General features: G+C 37.9%; 24 protein-coding genes. 19 read left to right on the top strand and 5 right to left on the bottom strand.

Annotated elements, in window-relative coordinates:
• The first annotated feature begins 170 nt into the window (after nt 1-170).
• Genes LCX93_RS07295 through LCX93_RS07280 form a run of 4 tightly spaced genes read left to right on the top strand, consistent with a single transcriptional unit; the run spans nt 171 to nt 2,682 of the window.
• Nucleotides 171-935, top strand: a complete 765-nt coding sequence (locus LCX93_RS07295) for an MBL fold metallo-hydrolase (protein ID WP_255613159.1) — start codon at nt 171-173, stop codon at nt 933-935.
• Nucleotides 928-1,302: a thioredoxin family protein gene (locus LCX93_RS07290; RefSeq protein WP_226065478.1), complete on the top strand. Its 375-nt coding sequence runs from the start codon at nt 928-930 to the stop codon at nt 1,300-1,302. The genes LCX93_RS07295 and LCX93_RS07290 overlap by 8 nt, the downstream gene beginning before the upstream one ends.
• Before the next feature lie 10 nt (nt 1,303-1,312).
• Nucleotides 1,313-1,747 (top strand): DsrE family protein, encoded by a 435-nt coding sequence (locus tag LCX93_RS07285; protein ID WP_193149963.1) that lies wholly within the window; start codon nt 1,313-1,315, stop codon nt 1,745-1,747.
• Nucleotides 1,748-1,755: 8 nt separating this feature from the next.
• Nucleotides 1,756-2,682, top strand: coding sequence for a DUF302 domain-containing protein (locus tag LCX93_RS07280; RefSeq protein WP_226065476.1), 927 nt, complete (start codon nt 1,756-1,758; stop codon nt 2,680-2,682).
• 5 nt (nt 2,683-2,687) lie between these two features.
• Here the strand turns inward: LCX93_RS07280 and LCX93_RS07275 are convergent, their stop codons facing one another.
• Nucleotides 2,688-3,932: a DEAD/DEAH box helicase gene (locus LCX93_RS07275; protein WP_226069421.1), complete on the bottom strand. Its 1,245-nt coding sequence runs from the start codon at nt 3,930-3,932 to the stop codon at nt 2,688-2,690.
• Nucleotides 3,933-4,054: 122 nt separating this feature from the next.
• Between LCX93_RS07275 and LCX93_RS07270 the strand changes: the two genes are divergently transcribed.
• Complete coding sequence (locus LCX93_RS07270; RefSeq protein ID WP_226065474.1) at nt 4,055-4,792, top strand: DEAD/DEAH box helicase domain-containing protein; 738 nt, start codon at nt 4,055-4,057, stop codon at nt 4,790-4,792.
• Between the two features lie 162 nt (nt 4,793-4,954).
• Here LCX93_RS07270 and lpxB read toward each other — a convergent pair whose 3' ends face one another.
• Nucleotides 4,955-6,031, bottom strand: a complete 1,077-nt coding sequence (gene lpxB, locus LCX93_RS07265; protein ID WP_226065472.1) for a lipid-A-disaccharide synthase — start codon at nt 6,029-6,031, stop codon at nt 4,955-4,957.
• Nucleotides 6,032-6,086: 55 nt separating this feature from the next.
• Here lpxB and LCX93_RS07260 point away from each other — a divergent pair, with 55 nt between their 5' ends.
• Nucleotides 6,087-7,277, top strand: a complete 1,191-nt coding sequence (locus tag LCX93_RS07260; protein WP_226065469.1) for an amidohydrolase family protein — start codon at nt 6,087-6,089, stop codon at nt 7,275-7,277.
• A 253-nt stretch (nt 7,278-7,530) separates the two neighbouring features.
• Here LCX93_RS07260 and tgt read toward each other — a convergent pair whose 3' ends face one another.
• The 3 genes from tgt to LCX93_RS07245 are packed head-to-tail and all read right to left on the bottom strand — an operon-like array spanning nt 7,531 to nt 10,190.
• Entirely contained in the window at nt 7,531-8,649 is a 1,119-nt protein-coding gene (gene tgt, locus LCX93_RS07255; protein ID WP_193149958.1) for a tRNA guanosine(34) transglycosylase Tgt, read from the bottom strand.
• Nucleotides 8,650-8,691: 42 nt separating this feature from the next.
• Nucleotides 8,692-9,846 carry a response regulator gene (locus LCX93_RS07250; RefSeq protein WP_226065467.1) on the bottom strand — a complete coding sequence of 385 codons (1,155 nt, stop codon included), beginning with the start codon at nt 9,844-9,846 and terminating at the stop codon, nt 8,692-8,694.
• Nucleotides 9,846-10,190: a hypothetical protein gene (locus LCX93_RS07245; RefSeq protein ID WP_226065465.1), complete on the bottom strand. Its 345-nt coding sequence runs from the start codon at nt 10,188-10,190 to the stop codon at nt 9,846-9,848. Before LCX93_RS07245 ends, LCX93_RS07250 begins: the two co-directional genes overlap by 1 nt.
• A gap of 135 nt (nt 10,191-10,325) precedes the next feature.
• Here LCX93_RS07245 and efp point away from each other — a divergent pair, with 135 nt between their 5' ends.
• The 13 genes from efp (at nt 10,326) to LCX93_RS07180 (ending at nt 26,700) form a co-directional block, all read left to right on the top strand.
• Complete coding sequence (gene efp / locus LCX93_RS07240; protein WP_226065463.1) at nt 10,326-10,892, top strand: elongation factor P; 567 nt, start codon at nt 10,326-10,328, stop codon at nt 10,890-10,892.
• 30 nt (nt 10,893-10,922) lie between these two features.
• The gene (locus LCX93_RS07235) at nt 10,923-12,341 is read left to right on the top strand and encodes an ATP-grasp domain-containing protein (RefSeq protein WP_193149954.1); all 1,419 of its coding nucleotides are present in this window, start codon (nt 10,923-10,925) and stop codon (nt 12,339-12,341) included.
• 87 nt (nt 12,342-12,428) lie between these two features.
• Complete coding sequence (gene dnaE / locus LCX93_RS07230) at nt 12,429-16,046, top strand: DNA polymerase III subunit alpha (RefSeq protein WP_226065461.1); 3,618 nt, start codon at nt 12,429-12,431, stop codon at nt 16,044-16,046.
• A 12-nt stretch (nt 16,047-16,058) separates the two neighbouring features.
• Nucleotides 16,059-17,321, top strand: coding sequence for a M18 family aminopeptidase (locus LCX93_RS07225; protein WP_226065459.1), 1,263 nt, complete (start codon nt 16,059-16,061; stop codon nt 17,319-17,321).
• Nucleotides 17,321-18,304, top strand: a complete 984-nt coding sequence (locus tag LCX93_RS07220) for a sensor histidine kinase (RefSeq protein ID WP_226065457.1) — start codon at nt 17,321-17,323, stop codon at nt 18,302-18,304. The genes LCX93_RS07225 and LCX93_RS07220 overlap by 1 nt, the downstream gene beginning before the upstream one ends.
• A gap of 80 nt (nt 18,305-18,384) precedes the next feature.
• The gene (locus tag LCX93_RS07215; RefSeq protein WP_226065455.1) at nt 18,385-21,507 is read left to right on the top strand and encodes a cytochrome c biogenesis protein; all 3,123 of its coding nucleotides are present in this window, start codon (nt 18,385-18,387) and stop codon (nt 21,505-21,507) included.
• Nucleotides 21,508-21,725: 218 nt separating this feature from the next.
• Nucleotides 21,726-22,430 carry a DUF2461 domain-containing protein gene (locus LCX93_RS07210; RefSeq protein ID WP_226065453.1) on the top strand — a complete coding sequence of 235 codons (705 nt, stop codon included), beginning with the start codon at nt 21,726-21,728 and terminating at the stop codon, nt 22,428-22,430.
• Entirely contained in the window at nt 22,423-22,722 is a 300-nt protein-coding gene (locus LCX93_RS07205; protein WP_226065451.1) for a cupin domain-containing protein, read from the top strand. The genes LCX93_RS07210 and LCX93_RS07205 overlap by 8 nt, the downstream gene beginning before the upstream one ends.
• Nucleotides 22,723-22,725: 3 nt before the next feature.
• Nucleotides 22,726-23,679 carry a ferrochelatase gene (gene hemH / locus LCX93_RS07200; protein ID WP_226065449.1) on the top strand — a complete coding sequence of 318 codons (954 nt, stop codon included), beginning with the start codon at nt 22,726-22,728 and terminating at the stop codon, nt 23,677-23,679.
• Nucleotides 23,676-24,311: an HAD family hydrolase gene (locus LCX93_RS07195; RefSeq protein ID WP_193149944.1), complete on the top strand. Its 636-nt coding sequence runs from the start codon at nt 23,676-23,678 to the stop codon at nt 24,309-24,311. Before hemH ends, LCX93_RS07195 begins: the two co-directional genes overlap by 4 nt.
• A 45-nt stretch (nt 24,312-24,356) precedes the next feature.
• Nucleotides 24,357-25,124, top strand: coding sequence for a hypothetical protein (locus LCX93_RS07190; RefSeq protein ID WP_226065447.1), 768 nt, complete (start codon nt 24,357-24,359; stop codon nt 25,122-25,124).
• Between the two features lie 58 nt (nt 25,125-25,182).
• On the top strand, nt 25,183-26,382 hold the full coding sequence (locus LCX93_RS07185) for a molybdopterin-dependent oxidoreductase (RefSeq protein WP_226065445.1): 1,200 nt from the start codon (nt 25,183-25,185) through the stop codon (nt 26,380-26,382).
• Between the two features lie 9 nt (nt 26,383-26,391).
• The gene (locus LCX93_RS07180) at nt 26,392-26,700 is read left to right on the top strand and encodes a sulfite:cytochrome C oxidoreductase subunit B (protein WP_226065444.1); all 309 of its coding nucleotides are present in this window, start codon (nt 26,392-26,394) and stop codon (nt 26,698-26,700) included.
• The last annotated feature ends 17 nt before the right edge of the window (nt 26,701-26,717 follow it).

The raw sequence follows: 26,717 nt of genomic DNA, 5'->3' as shown, positions 1-26,717 counted from the left end.
TTAATCACAATTATAAAGGTTATGCTTTGAAGTCATTTTTGTTGAGTATTGTATTATTTCATTCTCTCCTTTCTTACGATTACAAACTTCAGCCTAAAAAAGTAGATGAGATCACCACTCACTGCTTTTTTGGACTACCAGAAGTGATGGATGAGCATAACAATGGAAACATGTCTAATTCATGTTTTGTTACTCTTGGGAACAGCTATCTTGTGATAGATAGTGGTCCCACGTATCAGTATGCCCAGCAGGCATATCAAAAGATGAAAACTATCAAAAATCTTCCTGTTTCTTATGTTATTGACACCCATGTTCATGATGATCATTGGTTAGGCAACAGTTATTACGCTACACTCGGTAGTACAATTATAGGTTCGTCAGTCTTTAAAGAACTGCCTAAATTAGAAAAAACACGTATGCAAAGAAGAATCTCCCCCGAGGCATATGAACAGACAAAACAAATTTTTCCAACTGTTTTTGTTGATCAGGAAAAAGTGCTAGATATTAATGGGACAAAAGTTTACATAAAAAGTGTAAATCACAAAGCGCACACAAACAGTGATCTTTACGTTTACATTCCAAGTAAAAAGATAGTTTTTGTAGGGGATCTTGTTTTTAACCAAAGACTTCCTTCCCTGCGAGACGGAGATATAAGCGGCTGGATACAAGCCCTTGATGATATTAGAAAAATGGATGTTGAGTATATTGTCGGCGGGCATGGAGAAAATATAGATAAAAAAGCAGTTGATTTCACCTATAACTACTTGAAGACTTTAAAAAAAGAAGTAAAAAAAAGACTTGACGCTGGTGAAGATATAGCTGATGTAGTGAATGAGGTGACGATGAAAGAATATAAGCATGATCCTTTTTATGATTCCATCCACAGACAGAATGTAGAAACAGCCTATAGAATGTTGGAGTGGGAAGATGAATAAGTTTATATTTTTGGTGTTATTGAGCAGCCTCTCTTTATGGGGTCTTGAATTTCATACCTATGAAGAAGCGCTAAAAATTCAAAAGAAAAACAATAAAATTATTATGATTGATGTCATACGTTCGGATTGTCAGTACTGCATAAAAATGAAAAAAGAGGTATTTGACAATCCTGAGATGTCAGCATGGATAGAGGAGCGTTTCATTCCAGTAGAACTAAATCTTGACTTTGATGAACTGCCTTTGGGATTACATGTATATTTTACACCGACTTTTTTCTTTGTGGACAAAAATCAAAAAATAATTAAAAAGATTCCGGGTTCATGGAATATTCAGGATTTTAAAGATTTAACAAAAAACATAAAATAAAGGATAATTCATGCTAAAATTTACACTAATTTTACTAAGCTTTTGTATTCTCTCGTTTGCAGATACAGAATATGCAGAGCCTAAACCTTCTATAGACAATCCGAGACAAATTGTCTTTTCAGTCACAGAAGACTCTGCACATGCACTGGATCATATACTCAGTGTCGCAAACAATGTTTTAAAGTTTTACGGACCCGAAAAAGTAGAAATGAAAATCGTTGCCTACTCCAAGGGAATAAAACTTTTGGACAGACACGTGAAAGAGACTGCTGTGCGAGTGGATGCTCTGATGCAGTATGATGTAGAGTTTGTTGCGTGTGGTAACACAATGCGAACCCTCCATATAAAAGAAGAAGACCTTGTTGAGGGCTCTGTTGTAGTAACTGCAGGTGTAGTAGAACTACTCGAGAGTGTCAAAGCGGGTTGGATTTATATTAAACCATAGGAAAAAAAATGAAAAAACTAATTACACTGGCAATTGTACTTTTTTGTGCAGTTTCACTACAGGCAAAGGGTGATTTGCATCTTTTTAGTGTAGACAACAAAGATGGAAAAATTACTCCGTACATGATAGAAAAGGCATTAAACAATGGTGGTTTTCATGTAGAGCTTAACAGCAACATGATAGGGCCGTTTAAAAAACAGTTTAAAGAGACACAATACAAGGTGTTTACTTTAATGACATTCTGGAGTAAAAAATATACAAGAGATTTGGTGATTAAGTATCCAAAAGCGGGTGTTTTTACACCGATGGGTATGGGAATCTATCAGGCAAAAAATGAAAATACTTTGCATTTTTCTGTGTTGACTGCAGAAGCACAGGGAAAAATATTAGGGATTAAAGATTTGTCTCTTCTAAAAAAGATAGAAACAGACGTGCTTGCAGTGATAAAAAAGAATTTTTCAACAGCAAAACATACTTACAGTGAAGACAGTTTAAAAACATCACATAATTTAGTAACAGTCTATGAAATGGAAGTCGATGAGGATGAAGATCCGGATGATGTGCTGGATGAACTCCAAATGAATTTGGAAGGAGCTTTTAAACCATACGGATTTGTTGTTCCCCAATTTATGGATCTTAATGAAGTACTTACACAAGACGGAACAAAAGAATCACCGTTTGATTTTTATATCACTTATTCTATCTGCAAACTGCCGGTCATTTACACTGTTTCAAAAAGCAGACCTGAAGCATCAGCATTTGCACCATGTACAACCATGTTGTATAAGAAAAAAGGGGAAAATAAAGTTGTCGTAGGTTTTCCGGCTGTTTATAACTGGCTGAGTTCTGCTAAAGTTGAAGACAAAGAGGCAAAAGCGACACTCTTAAAAGCACAAAAAGATTTCGAATCTATTTTGAAAGATATAACAGAGTAAGAAGTTTATCTTCTTCCTCTGCTTCTGTTGGCATTTGAGCCGCGAGAGTTCCCTCTGGGCTTGTTTCTAGCTCCACGATTTCCACCCATATTGATTGGTTCTGCTTTAATGCTCGGATCTGGTTTAAACCCTTTAAGCCATATTTTTTGTATATCTTTTTTTATCAGTTTTTCTATATTTTGCAAAAACTCATCTTCATCTACACACACAAGTGATATAGCTTCTCCTTTGTTTCCAGCACGGCCTGTTCGCCCGATGCGATGAACATAATCTTCACTGACATTTGGCAGTTCAAAGTTGACAACATGAGGGAGCTGGTCTATGTCAATGCCGCGTGCTGCAATATCTGTTGCCACCAAAACCCGTACATCGCCTTTTTTAAAGTCAGCAAGTGCTTTTGTCCGTGCATTTTGGCTTTTGTTTCCATGGATTGCCACAGAGGAGATGCCCTCATTTTCAAGCTGTCCGCTGAGTTTGTTCGCACCGTGCTTTGTCCGTGTAAAAACAAGTACCTGCTGCCACTTCCCTTCGTTTATAAGGTGTGTCAGGAGTTCTCTTTTTCTCGTTTTATCTACAGGGTAGACACTCTGTGCTACACTGGTGTTTGACTCATTGGTTCTTGCGACTTCGATGAGTGTCGGAGATTTTAAAAACTGGTTTGAAAGCTTTTTGATGGCATCCGAATAGGTTGCCGAAAAAAGGAGAGTCTGACGTTCTTGTGGAATGATGTTGACAATTTTTTTAATGTCGTTTACAAAACCCATATCCAGCATTCTGTCGGCTTCGTCAAGTACCAAAAACTCTATCTCACGTAAATCTATTGTTTTTTGAGCAATGTGATCAAGCAGACGGCCCGGTGTTGCGATGACAATTTCAACGCCTTTTCGCAACTGTGCAATTTGCGGGTTGATTTTTACACCGCCAAAAATAACGGTTGATTTAAAAGGTGTATGTTTTGCATAGAGTGCCACATTTTCGGCAACCTGTAGTGCAAGTTCACGTGTCGGTGTCAAAATAAGTGCACGGACTTTGTGTTTTTGTTTTGAAGACTTTTTGCGTGAAAGCAACTCTAAAAGCGGCAGTGTAAAACCTGCAGTCTTTCCTGTACCTGTCTGAGCACCTGCCAAAATATCTTTTTTTTGTAAAATGACGGGAATCGCTTTTGCCTGAATGGGTGTAGGCGTATCATAGCCCTGTTCTTTGACAGCTTTTAAAATCGGTGCTGAAAGACCGAGTGAATTGAATGTAATTTCTTTTTGAATCGTTTTTTCCTAATTGGGACTTCATTGAAGTCTTTTGTTTATTCTTCTATAATAGCATAATTTATGGCATTTGTGGGTATAATTTCAAAAATACTTTTATAGGACACCAAATGCCTGCTGATACCATTGCCATTAAACCAAACAACCACCGTATTTATCCCTGCCCGGATGATAAAAAAACAGAACTTTTAAATAAAATTATAGAAGAAAATACAAATGAAGATATTTTGGTGGTTTGTGCAAGCAATGCTCAAGCACTTAAAGAAGAGCTGAACAATAAAGAGACTTCGGTTATAGAAGACAAAGAGCTTGTAAAAAACAAAGATTTGACCTGTGGTTTTTTGATCAGTTACGATATGCCGATCAAAGCCATTGTCTATATGGCAAGAGTTACAAAAGCGACACATAAGGCTGTAATGCTGTTGGATGAGAGTGAGCAAAAAGCCCTGCATGCCATAGAAACACTGCTGGGTCGTGCCATCAAACAAGAGATACTTCCGGGTTTTGAATATCCGCAAAAAGAGTCAAAAAACAGTGATGAACCCAAAAGAAAAAAACTCTCAAAAGATGAGATAAAAGAAGTAGCCAAAAAACGGTATGAAAATTCTACACAGGAAAAACCGAAGTTTGACAAGCCAAAACGTGACTTTACAAAAGATGCTGAAAAAGATGACAAATGGGCAAAAAAGAAAAAAGCACCCAACAAATTTTTAGGCAAAGATGAAAACGGCAAAGCAAAATTTTCAGGAAAAAGCGGCGAGCGTAATCACCGTTATGACGGCACACCAAGAGAAAAACTGACAGGCAAGAAAATAAGCATTAAGGCACGCAAACCAAAAGAAACTTAAAAACATTTCAGAAAGCAATAACAGTCGGCACTGAAGTACCGATTCCGGAATGTTAAGGAACCCGTCCTTCAGAGTGGGCTGAAAGTGGCAGGGAAGCAATAACAGTCTTTTTGGAACCCGTACTTTTAACGCTAAAGCGTAACTTAGAAAAAATTTAGTTTCTCACAAGTCATGCTTTAGCATAGAAAGTACCGATTTCGAGGAGATAATCTCGGCTACTCTTTTGGAACTTCCATGTTTTAAGTAGCTTCGTAAAGATTTTGAATTTTGTAAAAACTTCTCTCTGTCATACTCTTTATAAGCATTTAAAAGATTTTCCACCGTTACATCCTTCTGAATGAATTCCGGATGCAGTGCCTCTTTTTTATACTGCGAAAACATAATATTTCCAAGCCCAAGATAATCCAATTTTACAAGTCTGCTTGCTAGAAAATAGTCAAGCGGTTTTGCAATGTAACTCAAAACAAAAGGAACACCTATGAGTGCTGCTTCAAGCGTAGCCGTTCCACTGCAGATAAAAGCAAAATCTGTATTGTAAAGAGCTTTATGCGGTTCATGCGTGATGTCAAAATCACTTATATCTCCATATAATGCCTTGATGTCTGTCTGGGAAAAATGTTCAGGTATAACCAGTGTAGCCTTTACATGTAAGTGCTGCACAAGTTCTCTAAAAACAGGCATGAGTTTTGTAATTTCACCTTTTCGGCTGCCGGGCATAAATACGATATTTTGGACTTCATCATTGAGGGATTCTTTAAAGTGTGTGATTTGGTCAAGCAAGGGATGCCCGACATATTCTATAGGAGCGTCTTTTGGGTAGTAACTCGGCTCAAAAGGTAAAATAGAGCATAACCTGTCTATGGTTTTGGCAAGAACGGGAATGCGTTTTTTCTTCCACGCCCAGGCTTGGGGCAGTATGTAGTAGATTATCTCTTTTTGCGGGTATCTTTTTTTGATTTTTTTGGCAAGAGGCAGGTTAAAGCCAGAAGAGTCTATGAGCAGTATTTTATCCGCCTCTTTTGCAAGTTCTGTCATTTCGTCTGCAAGCTTGAAAAAAAATCTCAATTTTTTCAAAGCATCCACAAAACCCATAATAGCAAGGCTTCTCAAATCTACAACAGGGTTTCCGAGTGTTTTGTCAAAAATACCCATAAACTCGACATCATCGCCCAACTCTTTTTTTAATGATTTAAGATGCACATTTGCAGAGTGTTCGAGAGCTGAAACAAGAATTTTCATGAGTTTTAAGCCTTAATAATTTATAATACCGTCATTATATCAAAGGTGGTCTGAAATGCTTATATCAAATGCCGTAGTGTGTGACGTAAACGGAGAAAGAAATGTCGATGTACAGATACAAAACGGTGTGATTGTCGCCATAGGTGAAAATTTGCAGGATGAAAATGTTATAGATGCCAAGGGTGCCTATCTGCTGCCGAGTCTTATAGATACCAATGTAAGAGTGCTGGATTCCTCTTTAAATGCAAAAAATATCAAATCTCTTGTCAAAGAGGCAAAAAAAGGCGGGATAGGGCATATTGTATTAAATGCTGATTCTACTCCTGCTATAGACAATGAAGTCGTTTTGGAGTTTGCACAAAACGGTGTCAAAGATATAAGTGAGGTGAAAATTGACTTTATGCTCAATGCCCTCAAAGAAGATATGAGTCTCTCCAATATTGCCATTTTACTCAAAAAAGGGGTAGTCGCTCCCTATATGAGCACCATAGCGAAAAATAATATCGCCATAAAAATAGCAGAGTATGTCAAAATGTACGATGTGACACTCTTTTGCAAGCCCGAAGACAACTCACTCATTAATGCCGGTGTAATGTTAGAAGGAGATGTCAGCTCAAAACTCGGACTTGCGGGAATTCCTGAGCTGAGTGAAGTGTTACATGTATCACGAATGATAGAAATAGCAAGATATTTTGATATAAAAATACTCTTTAAGTCCATTGCTTCACCGCGTTCTATAGAGCTTATCTCCAAGGCAAAAAAAGAGGGTGTACATGTAAGCTGTGAAGTCTCCGTGCATCACTTGATTTGTTCTGATGAAGCCTGTGAAGGTTTTAATACAACGGCAAAACTCAATCCTCCTCTGGCAAGCAAAGATGATGTCCTTCTTTTGCAAGAAGCTTTGAAAAACGGCGATATAGATGTCTTGAGTGTCCTGCATCAGCCAAACTCGCCTGTAAACAAAGAAGTGGCATTTTTTGATGCGGCATACGGATGTGAAGCGCTAGAAGATGCACTGTCTCTTTATTATACAAAACTGGTACACTCGGGCATGATTTCTATGCCTGAGTTGGTGCGATTGTGTGTACAAAATCCTGCCAAATGTATCAATATGCAGGCAGGTTTGATAGAAACAGGACAAAAGGCAAATATTATTCTTTTTGATACAAATGAAAAAAAAGTGATAAATAATGCTCAGTCACTTTATAACGGTGAGGAGCTTTTTGGAAAAGTAATTATATACTAATTGTAGTTTTCCGAAATAGGTACTTTAGTGCCGACTATTGCTACTTTTGATCACTCTCAGTCGGCACTAAAGTACCGATTCCTGGGGATTTCGGAACCCAGACTTCAGTCTGGGCTGAGCATGGCAGGGAAGCAACAACAGTCGGCACTAAAGTACCGATTCCGGAATGTTAAGGAACCCATCCTTTAGGGTGGGCTGAAAGTGGCAGTAAAACAACAACAGTCGGCACTAAAGTAGTGATTCCGAGAAAATGTCAGCTTCTTTTAGAATAAAACTCTTTTTTATACTCTGCAAATTTGTCCGCTACAATTGCTTCACGCACTTCTCGCATCAGGTTAAGGTAGTAATGCAGGTTGTGAATTGTTGCCAACCTAAAGTAGGTAATCTCTCTTGCGCGAAAAAGATGGTTGATATAGGCACGGCTGTAAGTTTTACATGTAAGGCACTGACACTCAGGGTCTATCGGTGCGGGGTCTTCTTTAAACTTTGCCCCTTTGATGTTTATTTTTCCAAAGGAAGTAAAAAGCGTGCCGTTTCTTGCATTTCTCGTGGGCATGACACAGTCAAACATGTCTATGCCGCGTTCAATGTTTTCTATTAAATCTTCCGGTGTACCGACACCCATGAGGTAACGGGGTTTGTCTTTTGGCATATACTGTACGGTGTGTTCTACCGTATCGTACATTTCATTGTTGAGTTCACCAACAGAGAGCCCTCCGATGGCAAAACCGTCATAATCAAGCGCACAGAGTTCGGTCGCACTTTTTGTACGAAACGCTTTGTCTGTACCGCCTTGAATAATGGCAAAAATATTCTGTTCAACACCCACACCCTCTTTTTGTTTGGAACGAAAATATTCTATAGACTCTTTTGCCCAGGCAGTTGTGCGTTCTATAGAGAGTTTTATGCGCTCCTGTGTTGCCGGCAGTGCCACCAAATCATCCAAAATCATCATAATGTCAGAGCCGAGGTTGTGTTGAATGTCTATCACTTTTTTCGGCGTAAAGAAGTGCTTGCTGCCGTCAATATGGGAGCGAAACTCTATACCGTCCGTTTTTGATTTGGAGATGTCACTTAAAGAAAATGCCTGAAAACCACCGCTGTCTGTTAAAAAACTTTTAGGGTATTTTGTAAAGCCATGGAGTTTTCCCATTTTAGCGACTGTTTTATCACCCGGACGCAGATACATATGGTAGGTGTTTGCCAAAATTATATCGGCACCCAAAAGTTCCAAAACATCATGGGCATCCAAAGATTTGACACTCCCTATGGTACCGACGGGCATAAATACCGGTGTTTTAATGGTGGAATGGGCTGTTGTAAGAGTTCCCGCACGGGCATTTTTTGAAGTTGCATCTAAAGTAAATTTCATATTTTTCCACTCATCTTAAAATTTTGTGAAATTATAGCTAATTTATGTCAGTAAAATATAGGTGATGTCATCTTCTTGAATTTTTATCTTTTTTTGATACAGATATTCAAACTCTTCGACACTCTCTGCTCTTTGGAAGTCTTCAGTAATGTAGGTATTATAATTCTCTTGTGAACCATGTACAATATTTTCATTGAGACCATCACTGTAAATAAGCATTTTTGAAAGTTTTTGCAAATCCAATGTATTGAGAACAACTTTTTTTGTATAGGATGCCAGGGGAGTATTGTTGGATTTGAGTTTGCATACTTCATCGGTATCGAGCATATAGAGTACAGGAGGCATAGAGAAAATTGCATAATTCAGGACTTTTTTATCTTGATTGAAATGCATAAAATGCGCACAAAGCACTTCATACTGTAATAAGTTTGGCTGAATGAATGTGAGTAAGGAACGGAGTAGTTTTTCAAGAGAAAATGATTTTTTCTCTTCTTTGAGTACATCAATAGAATAATTTACAAAAGAGCTGCAAAGCATAGCGGTTACAGAAGCAGAAATACCTTTTCCCATGCCGTCAACCAAAAATATAAAATATTCGTTTTCGTTGATCTTTCGTATAATGTAGCTGTCTCCGCTTAGAATATCTTTTGGCTTATAGACAACCTTACATGTAAGGTTAAAAAGTCTTTCTTCCTCCTGCAAATCATTTTTTGTAATGATTTTTTCTTTCGCAAAAGTTACGCCTTCTTGATAGGTACTGTATGTAATTTTTTGACTTTGTTCTTTCATAATACATCTGTCTACTATTATAGACTTTACTGCCTGATTGAATACGGAGAGCAAAGAGGCTGTAGTAAAAGGCCTTTTTAAAAAGCCTGTAATATGGAGATCAATTGCTTCTTTGAGGATGTCAATACTTTGAAGTGATGTGACCATGATTATGGGAACAGAAGCATCAATTTTACGTATTTTTCTGCTCATCTGCAATCCGTTGCATACGGGCATATTGTATCTGGTTATGACTATGTCTATTTCATTTTTTTGAAAATATTCTAAGCCTTCCAATCCGTTTTTTGCACAATAGAGATTTTTGAACATACGCGGAAAAATCTTTTTGTATATTTCTATTGTTTTTGGATCACTTTCAACACATAAAATATCTAAGGTTTTATATATGTCCGATATATAATCATTCATCAATGCATAGAGAGTTTTTTTACATTTAATAAAGGAACAAGGTTCAGGTCATCCAAAAGATTATGCAAGCCCTCATTCTGTACATGTATTTCAAGATGCAGGCCTTCGTCAACGAGTTTGCATAAATATCCTATTATCGAAGAAGTAATGGAGATGGATTCTAAAATAAGAATTTTTATAGTTGCTGTGTCCGGTGAGTTGTTGACAATCTTTTCAATTTCTCTTTTTATTGCTTCATAATGACTCAGTGCTTTAATATTGCCTTTAACGCTAATAGTATTTAATGATGAAGAAATTTCCATTTTAAGCTCCAATTGCTTTTTATCAATTGTACGCCTCTGCATATTAAGAAGTGCTTAATTGTGTGAATAAAGATTGTAAATGAGAATAAAACGGAGTATAGAAGATTTTTATTTTATATTAGAGACTTCTAAGCCCTTTTATTATAGAATTATCCAAAATAATTTAAAGGTGAATGAATGGCAACAATCGGTATGAGTGATATCAAAAAAAATGTGCGTTTAATAGTAGGTGAGGTTCCTTATAAAGTTGTAGAGTTTCAACATGTAAAACCGGGAAAAGGGGCTGCATTTGTCCGTATGAAAATGAAAAGCTTTTTAAACGGAAAAGTGGTTGAAAAGACTGTACATGCGGGTGACAAGTTTGAAGTGCCCGTGATTGAATACAAAACAATGCAGTATCTGTATGATGATGGGGATATGTACCAGTTTATGGATAATGAAACATATGAACAGCTTGGTTTGACGTATGAGCAGTGTGATGATGCGTCAAAATGGTTTAAAGACGGCATCAATGTCGACATCGTGTTTTATAAAGGCAAGGCGATTTCTGTGCAGGCTCCTGAAGTAATGGAATTTGTAATCACAGAAACACCGCCGAATTTTAAAGGTGATACATCAAGCGGAAGCAAAAAACCTGCAACACTCGAAAGCGGTGCTGTTGTTCAGGTACCGTATCATGTGCTAGAGGGTGATACTGTTAAAGTCAACACAGTTGACGGCGAGTATTTAGAAAAAGTTAAATAATTTAACTTCACTGATTAAGGAATAAGCAGCATGGGATTAAGCAATAAAGAGTTACCGAAATTAGGCCTTTTGTATATGGACTATGTCCTGAGATTTTTTGACCACTCCAATTTTAAAGGGTGGCCGAATAAAATAGAAACAGTGACCTATCACTGGAAAAATGATAAAGAGAGATTTATTCAAGAGGTCAAAGACAAAAAAATTGATGTGCTTATCGGCAATATTCCTGCTACTGCTTATGAGACATTTCGTGAAATTGCCCGAGCCTTGCCTCATGTACGCTTTATTCCTTCGTTGGATACACAGTTTTCCAACAAATCAAAAGAGAATGTGACACGTTTTGCATGGAAATATGATTTGCCGATTCCAAAAACATATATTTACTACAATCATAAAAAAGCGGATGAAGCACTGAAAAAAGCAAAATACCCTAAAATCATCAAAAAGTCCTACGGACCTTCAAATTACGGCGGTTATTTTGTGCATAAAGTGGACAGTTATGAAGAGGCAAAAAAACTTCTGGAAGAAAAAAGATATCATCCCGTTTATGTGCAGGATTTTGTTCCGATGGAGGCAGACATTCGTGTTATGCTCATAGGGCATAAACCTGTATGTGCCTTTTGGCGTCGTGCGCCTGAGGGGGAATGGTTGACAAATACTTCTCAAGGCGGCAGCATGGATTATAATGATGTACCAAAATCCGTACTTGATTTGGCTGTAAAAGTTTCTAAAGCAGCCAAAGCAGAATATTGGGCCTGTGATGTAGCCTACGGTAAAGACGGGAAAGTGCGTATTTTAGAGTGTGCTACTGCATTTGCCGCATTCCCTTATATAAGAGACTGGATTGGGGAATATCTGATGTGGCTATTAAGCGAGGGAAGATTTAGAAAACCGCATATTCCAATGTTTAACTGGGAAGAGTTGGGCAAGATCTCTCCTGATTTGCTTAGAACAATGCGACACATTACCTTTGGTGAATTCCATGCAAGTTATGACGGTGCCTATTTTGGAAAAAAGAAAAAAATGTATGGCGAAAAAGAAGTCTACCTGCACGAACTGGATAAGAAATATAAAATCTCTGCCGTCAAACCGCGATACAGTGAGGAGTGGCCGAGTGAAAAATGGAATTATCAGGACAAACTCTCGCTGAAGCCATTGCGTTCTTTGAAGAAAGATTCGAATGTAGAAGTTCCAAAACCTACGAAAGATGAATCTCAGGAATCTTTTCGTGATGAGGTGAAAATTACACAAGAAGAACTGAGTGATTTTTTGACATCTGTAAAAGGCATAGGAAAAAAGAAAGTAAAAAAAATAGTAGAACATTTTGGTGATGTGGATGAGGTAATTGGTGTATTACACCAAAATCCGAACATGCTGACAGAAATAAAAGGCATTACCGAGAAGCTTGTCAAAAAAGTAAAAAAGGCATGGAAAAAGCTTCTTAAATAAAGAGCTTTTTTTATCTTCTTACCTCAAATTAAGTCATTTTAACTATAATCACTTTATTCTTTATATACTAAAAAATGGAGTGATTTTTTGAGTGCAAAACCTTCCTTTACACATTTACATCTTCATACAGAATATTCACTGTTAGACGGTGCCAACAAACTCTCAAATCTGGTTTCACGCGTCAAAGAACTTGGTATGACCAGTGTTGCTATGACAGATCACGGCAATATGTTTGGAGCCATTGATTTTTACAAGCAGATGAAAAGTGCCGGGCTCAAGCCTATTATCGGCATGGAGGGGTACATTCATAACGGTGAGACTCTTGGCGATAAAAGTACAAAACAGCGTTTTCATATCTGTTTATATGCCAAAAATAAAAAGGGATATGAAAATTTGATGTACCTCTCTTCAAAAGCCTTTATAGAGGGCTTTTACTATTTTCCGCGCATCAATAAAAAAGAGTTGAGAGAACACAGTGAGGGACTTATCTGTACCTCTGCATGTTTGCAGGGAGAGGTAAACTGGCACCTAAATCTGCAAAATGAGAGAAATGTCAAAAACGGAGCACTCGGATATGAGGGTGCTTTAAATGTTGCTCGGGAGTATCAGGATATTTTTGGAGATGATTTTTATCTTGAACTTATGCGTCATGGTATTGGAGATCAGCTCTATATAGATGAACAGATTTTAAAAATTTCCAAAGAGACAGGCATCAAAGTGGTGGCTACAAATGATACACACTATACCTATCCTGAAGATGCACAATACCATGAAGCATTTATGTGTATAGGGATGAATAAACTCTATGATGACCCAAACCGTATGCGTCACTCTGTGCATGAGTTTTACATCAAATCTCCTGATGAAATGGCACGGCTTTTTGCGGATATACCCGAAGCACTTGAACATACTCAGGAGATTACTGACAAGATAGAAGATTTTGTACCCATTGTAAAATCACCGACACCGCCTAACTTTAAATTTACGCAGGAGTATGCAAAAGAGGAGGGGCTCGACATAGACTTTGAAGATGATCCTCCTTTACCTGAAAATGCCACAGAAGAAGAGAAAAAAAAGTGGATGAGTGCTGCTGATAAGAATGATGCTGAATTTTTCATTGTCAAATGCCGACAGGGGCTCCAAAAGCGTCTGAAAATTGTTCCAAAAGAGAAGCACCAGGAGTATCGTGACAGGCTGGAGTTTGAAATGAACATCATTAACTCTATGAAATTTCCGGGTTATATGATGATTGTTTGGGACTTTGTCAAAGAGGCAAAGCGTCTGGGCATTGCTGTTGGTCCCGGTCGGGGAAGTGCTGCTGGAAGTCTGGTTGCCTATTCTTTGGAGATTACCGATATTGATCCGATGAAATATGACCTGCTTTTTGAGCGTTTTTTAAATCCGGAACGTGTCAGTATGCCCGATATAGATATGGACTTTATGCAGGCGCGCCGCGGAGAAGTTATTGATTATGTAACAAAAAAATATGGTCGCAACCAGGTTGCCCAAATCATTACTTTTGGTTCTTTGCTCGCCAAGGGAGTCATTCGGGATGTGGCACGTGTTTTGGATATGTCACTCTCTAAAGCTGACCAGATGGCAAAACTTGTTCCTGATGAACTCGGCATTACACTCAACGGAAAAACAAAAAACGGAGAGTTTAAAGAGGGTGCTTTTCAAAAAGAGCCAAAGTTACGAGAACTCATAGAGAGTGATCCGCAGGTCGAACGGGTCTGGGAATTTGCCAAAAAGCTTGAAGGGCTCAAGCGAAATGCAGGAATGCACGCTGCCGGTGTTGTTATAAGCAATGAAGAGCTATGGAAAAAAACACCTATATACAAGCCTTCCGGGGAAGATACTTTTGTCACACAGTATTCACTCAACTACATGGAAGATGTCGATTTAATCAAGTTTGACTTCTTGGGATTAAAAACACTCGATGTTATTGACAATGCAATCAAACTCATTAAAAGAAGATATAACAAGGAGATAGACTGGCATCAGATAGACGAAAATGACAAAAATGTTTATGATGTCATTCAGACCGGTGAAACAGTCGGAATGTTTCAGATAGAATCATCCGGTATGCAGGATTTGAACCGTCGTTTAAAACCTTCAAACTTTGAAGATTTGATTGCGGTTTTAGCACTGTATCGTCCGGGTCCTATGGAATCAGGGATGCTTGATGACTTCATCGAGCGTAAACACGGACGACAGGAAATCACCTATGTTTTTCCTGCACTTGAAGAGATTCTCAAGCCGACTTACGGAGTTATAGTTTATCAAGAACAGGTTATGCAGATTGTGCAGACTATCGGCGGATTTTCTCTTGGCGGTGCAGATATTGTGCGCCGTGCCATGGGGAAGAAAAAAGTCGAGGAGATGCTTAAGTACAACAAAGAGTTCTCCGAGGGTGCAGCCAAACAGGGGCTTGATTATAAAACGGCTTCAGAACTTTTTGATTTGATTGAAAAGTTTGCCGGGTACGGTTTTAACAAATCACACTCGGCGGCTTATGCAATGGTTACTTTTCAAACGGCATGGCTGAAAACTTATTATCCCAATGAATTTATGGCTGCACTTTTAACCTCAGACAAAGACAATACTGAAAAAGTAGTGCGCTATATTGATGAAGTCAAGCGAATGGGCATAGCACTTTCTCCGCCTGATATCTGTGATTCTTATCTGGAATTTTCTGCCATTACAAAAAACCAGCAGGAGATTATTCTTTTTGGTTTGGGTGGGATAAAAGGGGTTGGTGAAGCCGCTATTTATGCCATGATAGAAGAGCGAGAGCAAAACGGTGACTATACCTCTTTGCAGGATTTTGTCAACAGAATCGAACCAAGTAAAGTAAACAAGCGTGTTGTTGAAGCCATTATAAAATCAGGCGGATTTGACAGATACGGCTACTCAAGAAAAGCACTCTTGGATCAAATAGAACTGATTGTGGAGACGGCAAAAAAAGCGAGTGAAGCAAAGAAAAATGCAGTCGGTTCTCTTTTTGGAGATGATGAAGAGATTACAACCGTAAAACTTGAGCTGAAAAATTCAGACGAATATGAACTCAAAGAGATTTTAGAGTTTGAAAAAGAGACTCTGGGCTTTTATGTCTCCGGGCATCCGATGGATGATTTCAGACAAGAGCTGGATGAACTCAATTATACGCTCTCTTCGGAATTGGAGAGTATCAAAGACGGCTCTTTTGCTATATTTATAGGAAAAGTTGAAGAGATAACGAAAAAAATCTCTAAAAAAGGCAACCAGTTTGGCATAGTAAATCTTATGGATTTTCATGGCAATATTGAGATTATGCTTTTTTCGGACAAACTCGAACAACTCAGTGAAATGGACCTCGAAGAACCGGTTGCTTTTAAAGCAAGAGTAACCCACACCGATTTTGGACCACGTTTGAATGTTACAAAGTTAATGACACTCAAACAGGCAAAGAAAGAGACAAAAAAAGTAAAAACAGAGATTCAAGAAGCCCCGCCGGAGCCAATTAATTTGGCTGTGCGACTGAGCAGTAACTTTGATGTGCTGGAAAAACTCTATACAATCATCAGACAAAATCCGGGAAACAGACCATTAAAAGTGACTATAGTCTCAAAACTGCACAATGTCGTCATAGATTCCGCCATACATGTAAACTCACAGCTTATTAGTGCGCTTGAAGGCAATGAATTTGTGGATATTATAGCATAATAGGAGTTGTGAATGAACAAACAAGATTTTAACGAAGGACTTTTAGGTTTTTTGGATGCTTCGCCTACGCCTTTTCATGCGACACAAAATATGGCGATGATGTTTGAAAATGCCGGATTTACCAGGCTTGATGAAGCAGATAAATGGGAACTCAAAGCAGGGCAAAAGTATTATGTCACACGCAATGGCTCTTCAATCATTGCCTTTAGCTATCCAAAAACAGAGAAAAACTATGTGATGGTAGGCGCACATACAGATTCGCCCAACCTGAAACTCAAGCCAAATCCTGTGATAAAAGAGCATGGTGTGGTGAAATTCGGCGTTGAGCCTTACGGCGGACTGTTATTGAATCCCTGGTTTGACAGAGATTTGTCAATAGCCGGACGGGTGAGCTATCTTGATGCAAACAGGACTTTGCAAAGTACCTTGATTAATGTGCAAAAGCCTATAGCAATTGTTCCATCGCTTGCCATTCATTTGGATGACAAAGCAAACAAAGAAAGAACGGTGAACAAACAGACAGATATCTGTCCGGTTCTAAGTACAAATGAAGATTTTGATTTTGACGAATTTATCAAATGGCAACTTGCAAACAACGGTATTGAAGATGTCAAAGAAGTTTATGCAAGTGAGTTGAGCTTTTATGATACACAAAAAGCAGAATTTGTAGGCCTGCGAAATGACTTTATTGCAAGTGCGCGGCTTGATAATCTACTGAGTTGTTATACAGGTATGGTAAGTATTTGCAGCGTAAATGCAGACAAGCCTGTGCTTTTTATCGCAAGTGACCATGAAGAGGTCGGGAGTGAATCGACAAGCGGAGCAGGGGGCAGTTTTTTAGAAAATACCCTGCATAGAATGTTTGATGATTATGAAGAGTATATACAGATGACAAGAAGCTCTTTGATGATAAGTGCAGACAATGCCCATGCAATTCATCCAAATTACCCGGCAAAACATGACACTAATCATGCTCCGCATATAAACAAAGGTGTTGTCATAAAAGTCAATGCAAATCAGCGATATGCCTCCAATGACAAAACAATAGCAAAGTTTAAGCATAGCGCTGCATCGTTACATGTAAAGCTGCAAAATTTTGTGACAAGAAGCGATATGGGATGTGGCTCCACCATAGGACCCATCACGGCAACACGCATTGGCATAGACACCATAGATGTAGGACTGCCAACCTGGGCAATGCACTCCATACGCGAACTTGCCGGCAGTGATGATGCACATGATTTGTATAAAGTTTTGACAGGACTCAGTGCTTAATGGCCTCTATTACACCGCAGGAACTGGATGTTCTTATTCAGCAGACTTATAAGGTTGAGAATGAATTTAATGAGCTGAAGGCCTCGTATGCACACTTGCAAGATACTGTTGAAAAGGTTGTGGAATTTCTTCCCAATGCTATTTGGATTCTCAACAGTGATAACACTGTTTTTTTGCAAAATTCCCATGCACGGGAGTTATGGGAGCTTTTAAAGCTTTTACAGTACCGTGATGAAGATTATGAAATTACTTTTAATGCACACTCCTATCTTGTCAAAAGCTCTTCATATAAAGATAAAGTGATGCTCTCTGCAACAGATATAACAGAACAAAAACGCAAAGAAAACCTTGCTACCATGGGACAGATGGCAGCACATCTCTCCCATGAAATCAGAAATCCGATAGGTGCAATTTCTTTGATGAGTTCTACACTCAAAAAACGGGTACTTCCCGAAAACATTCCAATAGTCGAAGAGATACAAAAATCAGTTTATAGAATTGAGAGAATCATTAAAGCGACACTGATGTTTTCAAAAGGTGTGCAGGCACAAAAAGATCTTATATCGTGGAGTCAGCTCAAAGAGTCCCTGGATATGGCGATAGCCTATTACGGATATTCAAAAGAGATAGAGTTTGTGTTTCCAAAAGATGATTTTTTTATGCATGCAGACAAAGATTTACTCGAAATGCTGTTTGCAAATTTTATCACCAATGCTATTGATGCGATAGAAGAGGATGAAAACGAAGAAGGAAAGGTTGAAATTACCTATGAAAATGATGGAATATATCACATCTTTAAGATATGCGACAGTGGTGTGGCTATAGATAATGAAAAAGAGCTTTTTGAAGCATTTAAAAGCACAAAGCTCAAAGGGAATGGGCTAGGGCTTGTACTTTCCCGTCAGATTGCCGAGGCACACAGCGGAAGTGTCAATTTATGCACTGTGCAGAAAAAATGTTTTGAAGTAAAAATTAAAATGTAAGTTAAAAAGGCGTGATTGTTTTTAGGTTAATTTATTATTATCTTATTGCAAGTATAATAATTTTTTTTAAAAGGTTAAATATGAAAAAAATTCTCTCTTTGATTGGTTCAATGCATACGATGGCAATTTTAATGCTTATTTTTGCATTTACAATAGGGTATGCGACTATAGTTGAAAATGACTATGGAACGATGACTGCAAAAGCAGAAATCTATAATGCACGATGGTTTGAGGTTTTGCTGGGTTTATTGGCATTTAATCTTTTGTATAACATCTATCGATTTAAGATGTACAAACTCTCTAAAGCGCCTCTTTTTATCTTTCATATTGCGTTCTTGATAATTTTGGTCGGTGCGGCAGTGACTCGGTACTTTGGTTATGAGGGGACTATGCATATTCGTGAAGGAGGCAGTGCCTCTTCGATTGTAAGTGCTGATCCCTATATAAGCATAAAAGTCAGTGACGGCAGTGACACAAAAAAATTCTCTAAAGTTTTATATCTCTCAAAAAGAGGAGATAACGATTTTGAGACATCTTTGAAGCTTGAGAATAAAAAGGTTGATGTGAAACTTGTTGAGTATATTCCCAATGCCATAGAAACCTTGGTGGCAGACAAAAACGGCAAGGCAATAGCAAAACTTATGGTTACGGGCAGTGGACAGGGAAAACCTGTAGCACTCGAAGAGGGCAAGTTTTATAATGCGGGAAGTTTTATTTTGGATTTTAACTCAGGTGAACATTTTGATAAACCGGTTTTGTCTTTGTATATAAAAGACGGCAGGTTGTATCTGAAGCATGATATGAAACTCTCATACATGAAAATGGCTGACCGTTCTAGAGGCAGTTTGGATGCAAATGATCAGGAGGCACTTCAGACAAGAGTTCTTTACAGCAGTGATTTGGGCGGTTTTGTTCTGCGTGATTTTATGTTGCATGCACATAAAAAAGTGGTTTCAAATCCAAAATCGATACTGCGGGCTTCGGGTGTAGATGCGCTTAAATTTTTGGTTCACAGCGGCGACAAACAAAAAGAAGTCTTGGTATATTCACAAAAAGGTATGCTTGGTGTTCCCAGTGAAGTGGATATAAATGGTTTACATGTAAGTGTTGCCTATGGTTCAAAAGAGATAAAAATTCCTTTTACATTGAAACTTTTGGATTTTCAGCTTGACAGATATCCTGGATCTATGAGTCCGGCATCGTATGCAAGTGAAGTAGAACTTATAGATAAGGAAATGGGAATTGATATGAAATACAGAATATATATGAATCATATTTTGGAACACAGAAATTACAGATTTTTCCAGTCTTCTTATGATATGGATGAAAAAGGAACAATTTTGTCGGTAAACCATGACCCCGGAACTCTGCCGACTTATATAGGGTATTTTTTATTGGCTCTGGGAATGTTTTGGGCACTTTTTTCCAAAAAACACAGATTTGCCAAACTTTCGGCAAAAGCAAAAAAAGCGAGTGAGTGTAAAATAGTTCCGGCACTGCTGATTGCAGGTTTGGCATTTGCAGTGACACCGGCAAAAGCCGCTGAACTTGATCCGGCTATAAAAACCATACTCTCTTTTGATAAAGAGCATGCGCAAAAATTTGGACATTTGATAGTGCAAGATACAAAGGGACGTATGAAGCCGATAGATACACTTGCTTTGGAAGTATTGGCAAAAATACACAGAAGTTCTACATTGCAAGTCGGAAAAACAGAATTAAGTGCAAATCAGGTCATACTGGGCATGATGATACGACCGGATATTTACAAAGACATAAAACTTATTCGTACAGGTGATGAAAGAATAAATGAGGCCATAGGAATAAAAAAAGATGCAAAATATGCCTCTTTTGCACAGTTTTTTCAGGATCCTGCAGGTATGCGAGGCTACAAGCTTTTGTCTCTTGTTGAACAGGCTTCAAGAAAAGCTCCAAAAGACAGAAACAAGTTAGACAAAGCGGCCTTGAAAATTGATGAAAAAGTCAATGTTGTTTATATGGTTTTTACAGGTTCACTGTTAAAAATATGGCCAAAACCAAATGATCTTAATAACAAATGGTATGCAACAATTGAGGCTTTAAAAACATTTGATGCTTCGCAGGCTCAAAAAGTCAGAATGATTGCGATAGCCTATTTTACAGCTGTCGATGCTGCTCTTTCAAACGGAGAGTGGAAAATCGCTGATGCAGGGTTGAAAAAGATAGACGAATATCAGAGATTTTACGGTTCTGCTGTCTACCCGAGTGAAAATAAAATAAAAGCAGAGATTTTTTACAACCATTCAAATGTTTTTGAAATTCTCTGGCCATTATATTTCATTATGGGTTTTGTGTTGTTGATTTTAAGTTTTGTGAAAATTTTAAAACCGAAATTTCAAATGCAAAAAATTACAAAAGTTTCTTTGGGACTTTTAGGTATCTTTTTTATTGCACATACTTTGGGTCTTGCACTGCGATGGTATATATCGGGACATGCTCCATGGTCAAACGGTTTTGAATCAATGACATACATTGCATGGGCAACAGTTTTGGCAGGGTTTATCTTTTCCAAACAATCCCCTATTACTCTGGCATCTACATCAATTTTGGCAGGTCTGATTTTGTTTGTTGCGCATTTGAGTTGGATGAACCCGCAGATTACCAATCTTGTACCGGTACTAAACTCTTACTGGCTCAGCATACATGTATCAATGATTACGGCAAGTTACGGGTTCCTGGGGCTTGGCGCTCTGCTTGGATTTATCACTCTGTTGCTGTTTATCGTTAAAAACGAAAAAAACGACAGACAGATTTCGCTTTCTATTAAAGAGTTGAACGCCATTAATGAGATGAGTCTGATTATCGGGCTTGTTTTGTTGACAGTCGGAAACTTTTTAGGCGGTGTCTGGGCTAATGAGTCCTGGGGACGATACTGGGGATGGGATCCAAAAGAGACATGGGCACTGGTGACTATTTTGGTTTATGCTGTTGTGATACATGTAAGATTTATCAAGTCTATTTACAATGACTTTAACTACAGTGTAATATCGCTCTTGGCGTTTACATCGGTTTTGATGACGTATTTCGGAGTGAATTATTATCTTGCGGGTATGCACTCGTATGCAAAAGGAGATCCGGTACCTATTCCTGATTTTGTTCCGGTAACCTATGCAATAGTCTTTGTTATCATTGCTCTTGCGTTTAGAAACAGAAAATTAGCCTAAGCTGTTGCAACTTTGTTGGTACTCAGGTTTTAACTTCAATATTGGTAAGTGAAGCATTTTTTTGGAACGCGGATTTCAGTCCGGGCTGAGAGTGGCAAGAGCATTGCAACAGCCGGCACTAAAGTACCGGTTCCGAAAAAGCATTAATTTTCTTAACTTAATGGCAGTGAGGTTTTAACCTTGCTAAAAATTGATAAACTCGTAAAATAGGAATCGTATTGGAATTTGCAGGTTTTAGTAAAAAAACACTGCCGTTTTTGGCTGATTTGAAACAAAACAACAACAAAGAGTGGTTTGCGGCACATAAAAAAGAGTATGAAGAACTGATTTTAAACCCGTCTCGTGCTTTTGTTACTGAGATGGGCGAACATCTTCAGGCCCTTGAACCTACCATTAAAGCAATACCGAAAATCAATCAATCTTTATATAGAATCTACCGTGACTCCAGACGTCCAAATGCAATAGCACAGCCTATGAAAGAGCGTATCGGCATTATCTTTTGGCAGGGAGAGAACAAACGTATGCAGAGTTCTTCGTTTTATCTGCACTTTTCCCCAGAGGAGCTTTATGTGGCAACAGGTGTGCGATGGTTTGAAAAACCAATGTTGGATGCTTTTCGCTCAACCATTAAAAATGATGCCAAACGTGCCGAACTTGCAAATATACTTAAAGTTATCAAAGCAAAAAACAAAAACTACACCCATCTTGAAAAAGGTTATAAACGTTTTCCTAAAGGATTTCATGCCGATATGGAACATGCAGATTTAAGTTTGTACAAAGGCATGGCAACCTATACAAAACTTGATCCGCACCTCATTGAAAAGGGTGATGAATTAATAGAGAGACTCTATACCGTCTATGAAGATATGCTGCCTTTGCAACAGTTTATGTATGCAGTAAGCCTGCGAGTAGAACATGATTAATATTTTTGAGTATGCGTTGCCGCAGCCTGACAGTGAAACTTTTGAAACACTTCTTGCAAAAAAAAATGTAGAGATTAAAAGAGTTGTCAGCAACACACTCAAAACACCGCAAACATTTGTTGACAAACGGGATGAATGGGTTGTCGTTCTCAAAGGTTGTGCAAAATTGGAAATAAATGGTATAGTACACAAATTAAAAAGCGGTGATACTCTGTTTATAGCTGCAAATACAAAGCATACACTCCTCAAAACAAAAAAAGTCGTTGTCTGGCTGAGTGTATATATAGGATAAAGATTGAAAAAAGAGGCAATAGTATTACTGAATATGGGTGGTCCAAACAACCTGAATGAAGTAGAAATGTTTTTAAAGAATATGTTTGCAGACAAAAACATACTGACGATGAAAAGCAATCTTGTCAGAAAAATGGTTGGCGGACTGATTGTCTTTAACCGTGCGGAAGCATCTCAGGAGATATACAGAGAACTGGGCGGGAAATCGCCTATAGTGGGGCATACAAAAAATCTTGTGTCAAAACTGCAAAAAAAACTGGGTGAAAAGTTTATAGTTGATTTTGCCATGCGCTATACACCGCCTTTTGCCTGTGAAGTAGTGGAAAAACTGGCTAAAGAGGATGTGGACAAAATATATTTGATTCCTTTGTATCCGCAATACTCGACAACGACGACAAAGTCCTCCCTTGAAGATTTTGAAGAGTGCTATCACAAGAGTGGAGGCAATGCACTCTTGGTGGAAATAAAACATTTTTTCCAAAATGAAACATATAACAGGGCAGTGATTCAAAGTATCCAAAAAACAGTGGGAGAGAGTGAGTATCGTGATTTTGATATTGTTTTTTCAGCACACGGACTGCCGCAAAAAATTATTGATGCGGGAGATGTGTATGAAAAACATGTAAACCGTCATGTGGAAATTTTAAAAGAGATGATGCAAAAAGAAGGGATGGCATTTCATGATGTTCATTTGGCATACCAGTCAAAAGTAGGGCGTATGGAGTGGCTCAAACCTTCACTTGAGGACAAACTCAAAACAGTCAGAAACAGGGGTGTTGTCATTTTTCCTATCGCCTTTACTGTTGATAATTCGGAAACAGACTATGAACTGGATGTGGAGTACAGAGAAATAGCACAGGATTTGGGATTTAAAGAGTATAGAGTCTGTAAATGTCCAAATGACAGTGATTTGTTTGTTGAAGCACTTGTGGAAATTTATAAAAAGATGAAGTCATGAAAAAAATAGTTATATTTGATATGGACGGGACATTGATTGATTCAAAAAAAGATATTACTATCTCAGTCAATTATGTAAGAAAAACAAATCATAACCTGCCTCCATTAAGTGAAGAGTTTATAGTGGATGCTATTAACAAAGAGGTAAGAAATCTGCCTAAACTCTTTTACAATACTGAAATCTATGAAGAAAAAGACAGAATTCTTTTTGAAAAACATTATAAAGAACAGTGTATAGAACATCCTTACCTTTATGAGGGTGTACAAGAGATGCTTGAGCGGTTACATGTAAAGGGGGTGAAGCTTTCAGTTGCGACAAATGCACCGACACAGTTTGCCCTGACAATGCTGGAACATTTACATGTAGCCGATCTGTTTGACATGATAGTCGGTGCGGATAAAGTACAGGCATCAAAGCCGCATCCCGATATGATACACAAGATTTTGAATTTTTACAATTATGATGCAAAAAAAGATAAAGCATGGATGGTAGGGGATAATTCAAAAGACATCAAAAGTGCACACAATGCCGGTATCGAAGCTATTTTTGCAGCATGGGGATTTTCTGCGCATGGTACACATAGTGTTGTGGTAAAAGATCCAAAGGAAATAGTAGATATCGTTTTGCAATAAATTATGATACAATAAATCCTAACTCGATTGAGGAGGGATGTCAAAATGTTTCATAATGATTTACTGATAGCTTTTATTGTAATGGGCATTTTATTTTTACGACAAATAGCAATTTTGAAACGTCCGGACAAAATTAACTATGCTCCTCTTGTGCTTGTTATCGGAGTGATTGCTACACTTGTCCATTTTATTTTGCATACACAGCATGCAGATATTTTACTTCTTGTCAAAGAATCTCTTTTTCCTCTTCTCTTTGCTTTAATCTTATATGTAATTATGAACATTTTTCATCAAACACAACAATCGCAGTTTATGAAAATGCAAGAAGAATATCGTAGAAAATTTCAAGAAGAGATGAGAACACTGTATAAAAAGTTTGAGAGCATGGAAGCTGTTTTTAGTGAAATGAAATTGGCGGAAATTGAAAGCATTATACATGCAGACAGAGATATGCAGAGAATTGAAGAGCAAGATATTGTTTTAGAAACATCAAATAAACTGTCTGCTTTGATAAAAGATTTTGAAAAGGAGATACTGCTTTTAAAGTCTCATGCCGGTAGTATAGATACAACTTTAAGTGAGAGTGAAGCCAAACTGTTAAATGTCAAGAATCAAAGCGAAATGATCATAAAACAGATTGTTTTATCAGTGAAAAATATGCAGGAACTTGAAAAAACAACAGAAAATTTCCCAAAAATATTTTCTCAATTAAACAGTGTGATTCAAGAAATAGAAGCGATAAAGTCAGATTATATAACATCATGCAAAGAGCTTGAAAATCTTTTAAAAAGATTGGAAAAAAAGCTCTTTTAAGTCATTTTAAATATTTATCGATATAATCCAAACCAAAATAACAATTATAAGGAAAAATATGAAAAGAAGAGAATTTCTTAAAACTTCTATGGCTGCTTCAGCTGCTATTTTAGGTACAACTGCATTATCAGCCGGTGAAACACATCAGCCAATTGATACCAGAAAAGTCTCTGATATGGCCTTCCCTGAAAAAAGACCATTGATAACCTATTCGGACAGACCACCGCTTTTAGAATCACCAAGAAGCACATTTGCACGCGGCATCACTGAAAATGATGAATTTTTTGTCAGATGGCACCTTCCGGATATTCCGACTTTTATCGATCCGGAGACGTATACCATCAAGATAAACGGACTTGTAGAAAAAGAGTTGGAAATTTCTCTCAAAGAATTAAAAACTGATTTTGAGCAGGTTGAAGTAACGGCAGTTGTGCAATGTGGTGGAAACAGCCGTTCTGCATTTACACCGATTCCAGGAGGAATCCAATGGGGAAGCGGTGCCATGGGGTGTGCAAAATGGAAAGGCGTAAGATTACGTGATTTGCTGCATAAAGCAGGACTGAAAAAAGATGCACACTGGATAGGTTTTAACGGTTTGGAAAAAGCTGCGTATTATAAAACACCGAATTTTGTAAGAGAGTTGGAAATTCACGAGCTTGATGACCATGTCATCGTTGCGTATGAAATGAACGGAGAAGATTTACCATACCTAAACGGGTATCCGCTTCGTTTGATTCTTCCGGGGTACTACTCTGATAGTTGGGTAAAAATGCTTAGTGATATTACGGTAACAGATAAATACAAATCTCTTTTCTTTATGGATGAAGCGTACCGTGTTCCTGACAATAAATGTGAATGTGAAACACCACAGCATCACTTTAAACCTACAAAACCGATTACCCTTATGAATGTAAAATCAGTGATAGGGTACCCTGAAAACGGTATGAAAGTGTATCACAACTCAGAAGTTGTTGTGCGTGGCGTTGCTTTTGATAACGGAACAGGAATCAAAGCGGTATATGTATCTACAGATGCAGGGAAAACATGGGAAAAAGCACTGCTTAAACAGGAAAACGGCCGTTATTCTTATAGTGAATTTAGATTTCATCACAAACCCACACAGTATGGCAAATTAACATTTATGGCAAAAGCAGTTAATATGCTGGGTGAAGAGCAACCGTTTGACAAAGATATCGGATGGAACCATGGCGGGTACAAATACAACGGTATTGATAAAGTTACAGTAGAAGTGGTTTAAGGAGAAAAAATGAAAAAATTATTATTAATAGCAATACTGTCCGCAGGTTCACTGTTTGCACAGGTAAAAGGTGATATGGAAGTTCCGTATATTTCATACCAAATAAAAATGGGAAAAGGATTTGATGCTGTACAGGCAAACTGTTTAATGTGTCACTCTTTTGGATATATTTTAAACCAGGGGCCTCAGTCACGCGAGTTTTGGCATAAAAAGATAGAGAAAATGATTGTACATTTTAAAGCACCTATCACAAAAGAAGATGAAAAAATTGTGACTGACTATCTCTTTAAGCACTATGGAAACGGCAAACTAAAATAGTGTCTGTCAAAAAATAT

Origin of the sequence: Sulfurimonas sp. SWIR-19 (assembly GCF_020410885.1) — a bacterium.
GTDB lineage: Bacteria > Campylobacterota > Campylobacteria > Campylobacterales > Sulfurimonadaceae > Sulfurimonas > Sulfurimonas sediminis.
The sequence above is the reverse complement of the archived record's forward strand: the minus strand, read 5'-3'. Positions and strand labels throughout refer to the sequence as shown.